The sequence below is a fragment of the Mesorhizobium sp. M1E.F.Ca.ET.063.01.1.1 genome (genome assembly GCF_003998155.1).
GTDB lineage: Bacteria > Pseudomonadota > Alphaproteobacteria > Rhizobiales > Rhizobiaceae > Mesorhizobium.
Genome location: NZ_RZSC01000687.1, coordinates 1 through 3107, shown reverse-complemented (window position 1 = coordinate 3107; position 3107 = coordinate 1). Strand labels below are relative to the sequence as shown.

Sequence of the window (3107 nt, the reverse complement as noted above, 5' to 3'; positions counted from 1 at the left end):
CCGCCCCGGCCGACAACTCGGCTCCTGCCGATGGATCGGCGCCGGCCGACAACTCGCAGAACTGATCCGCACAGGCGCTTCGGCCGATCACGGCCGCTGGACCAGAAGAGCCCGGGTTTCCCGGGCTTTTCTTTTGGCGCTCGGCAGCCTACCTCTGGCCCATCCTTCTTGTGTTACAGGAGCCCATCGCGATGGCCGGCTACGACTATGATCTCTTCGTCATCGGCGGCGGCTCGGGTGGGGTGAGGGCGGCTCGCGTGGCGGCATCCCTCGGCAAGCGCGTCGCCATCGCCGAGGAATATCGCTATGGCGGCACCTGCGTCATCCGCGGCTGCGTGCCGAAGAAGCTCTATGTCTATGCCTCGCAATTTCCCGAGCATTTCACTGATGCGGCCGGCTATGGCTGGACGGTGCCCGAGGCAAGGTTCGACTGGCCGACGCTGGTCGCCAACAAGGACAAGGAGATCGCCAGGCTGGAGGCGATCTACAAGAAGAATGTCGTGGGCGCGGGCGGCGAGGCTTTCCACTCGCGCGCCGTGCTGGTCGACCCGCATTCGGTATATCTGGTTGCCGAGGACCGCACCGTCAGCGCCGACCAGATCCTGATCGCCACCGGCGGCAGGGCGGCGCCGCATCCGGCGCTTTCCGGCCACGAGTATTGCATCTTCTCCAACGAGGCGTTCGATCTCAAGCAGTTGCCGAAGGCGATCATGATCGAGGGCGGCGGTTACATCGCCGTCGAGTTCGCCAACATTTTCCATGGACTGGGCGTCGACACCACGCTCGTCTACCGTGGTCAGGAGATCCTCAGCCGCTTCGACATGGACCTTCGCCGCTCATTGCACGAGACCATGGAGAAGAAGGGGATCAGGATTCTGTGCCACTCGGTCTCCGAATGGGTGCGCAAGAACCCGCAGGGCAGGCTGGACGTGCTGCTCTCCGGCGGCCAGACGCTGACGGTCGACCAGGTGATGCTGGCGATCGGCCGTATCCCCAACACCGAGAATATGGGGCTCGAAGGCGTTGGCGTGGAACTTGGCAAGACAGGTGCGATCGTTGTCGACGAATATTCCCGCACCAATATCGAGAATATCTGGGCGATCGGCGACGTCACCCACCGCGTGCAGTTGACGCCGGTCGCCATCCACGAGGCGATGTGTTTCATCGAGACCGCCTTCAAGGGCAATCCGACGGCGGTGGATCATGACACGATCCCGACGGCCGTGTTCTCGCAGCCCGAGATCGGCACTGTCGGCCTGTCGGAGGATGAGGCGGTCAAGCGCTTCCCGGACATCGAGATCTATCGCGCGTCCTTCCGCCCAATGCGGCACACGCTGTCGGGCCGCGACGAGAAGATGCTCATGAAGCTCGTGGTTGACGGCGTCACCAGAAAAGTGCTCGGCGCCCATGTTCTGGGACCGGATGCCGGAGAGATGGCGCAGCTTCTCGGCATTCCGCTGAAGGCCGGGCTCACCAAGGACGATTTCGATCGCACCATGGCGGTACATCCGACCGCGGCCGAGGAACTGGTCACCATGTACAAGCCGACCTATCGCGTGAAGAATGGCGAGCGCGTCTAAGGTTCCGTTCCGGGCAATCATGATGGAATCCGCCGCCGGCAATGCCGGCGGCGGGAAGTCTCAAGTTCAAAGCAGCGTGCCGCGCAGGATCACGAGCGCCACCGAGAAGTAGATCACCAGCCCGGTGACATCGACCAGCGTGGCGACGAACGGCGCCGAGGCGCTCGCCGGATCGAAGCCGATGCGCTTCAGCGCGAAGGGCAGCATCGATCCCGAGAGCGAGCCGAAAGTGACGATGCCGATCAGTGCCGCACCCACCGTTGCCGCGATCAGCATCCAGTGCGGGCCGTAGTCGTAGAGGCCGAGACATTGCCAGAGCGTGATGCGGCAGATACCGACGACGCCGAGGATCGAGCCGAGCACCAGTCCTGTCGGCAGCTCGCGCAAGGCGACGCGCCACCAGTCGCGCAGGCCGATCTCGCGCAGCGCCAGCGCGCGGATGACCAGCGAGGTCGCCTGCGAGCCGGAATTGCCGCCGGAGCTCATGATCAGGGGGATGAAGAGCGTCAGCACGATCGCCTTCTCCAGCTCCCCCTCGTAGCTCTGCATGGCGTTGGCCGTCAGCATCTCGCTGACGAACAGCGCGCAAAGCCAGCCGGCGCGCTTCTGGATCATGGCGAGGAAGCTCATCTTCATGTAGGGCTCGTCCAGCGCCTCCATGCCGCCGAAACGATGCACGTCCTCGGTCGTTTCCTCGACCATCGTGTCGATGATATCGTCGATGGTGACGATGCCGAGAAGCTTGCCGTGGTCGACCACCGGGAGGGCGAGCAGGTCGTATTTGGAGATCGTCTGGGCGAGCGTTTCGCGATCGGTGAGCGGCGTGACCGTCACCGGCACGCGATCCGGCGCCACCGACAGGATCGAATCCTCCGGCTCGCCGGTGATGAGGCGGCGCAGCCCCGCCGAACGCAGCAGAAGCTGCGTTTCCGGATCGACGATGTAGATCGCGTAGACCGTCTCGCGCGTCCGCTCGACCTTGCGGATGTAGTCGAGCGTGCGGCCGACGGTCCAGTCCGAGGGCACGCTGACGAACTCCGTCGTCATGATCGAGGCGGCGCTGCCTTCGGGATAGCCCAGAATAGAAAGCAGCGTTGCGCGCAGCGGCGGGGCGAGCGCGCCAAGCAGCTCTGAGCGGGCCGGCTCATCCAGCTCGCGCAGGATGTCGGCCGCGCGGTCCACCGACATCGCGGTCAAAAGCTTGCTCGCCTTGGCTCGCGGCAAGGCCTCGGCGAGTTCCGGGGCGCTTTCGAGTTCCGGCTGATCGAAAATCTCGACCAGCCGCTCGAACGGCACCGCGCAGAGCAACTCGATGGCCGTCTCACGGGGCTCATGATTGAGGGCTTCGACGACGTCGGCGACGTGATCGTTGGCAAGCACACGGGCGACGGCGACGGCTTCGTCGTCCAGTACGAGTGCGAATTCGTTCATGGCTCACTCCTTGCCGTCCGGCAGGACGTGAGCCGTCAGGTCACGTCAAGGCGGACGGCGGTTGCGTTCGACTGTGACTGTCGCCAGGCATGGCGG

2 protein-coding genes are annotated in these 3107 nt (G+C 64.5%); one reads left to right on the top strand and one right to left on the bottom strand.

The annotated features are described in order from the left end of the window. Window positions 1-191: 191 nt before the first annotated feature. The gene (gene gor, locus EOA29_RS30595) at window positions 192-1580 is read left to right on the top strand and encodes a glutathione-disulfide reductase (protein ID WP_126093949.1); all 1389 of its coding nucleotides are present in this window, start codon (window positions 192-194) and stop codon (window positions 1578-1580) included. Between the two features lie 66 nt (window positions 1581-1646). Here the strand turns inward: gor and mgtE are convergent, their stop codons facing one another. Next, complete coding sequence (gene mgtE, locus EOA29_RS30590; RefSeq protein ID WP_127222045.1) at window positions 1647-3011, bottom strand: magnesium transporter; 1365 nt, start codon at window positions 3009-3011, stop codon at window positions 1647-1649. Between the last annotated feature and the right edge of the window lie 96 nt (window positions 3012-3107).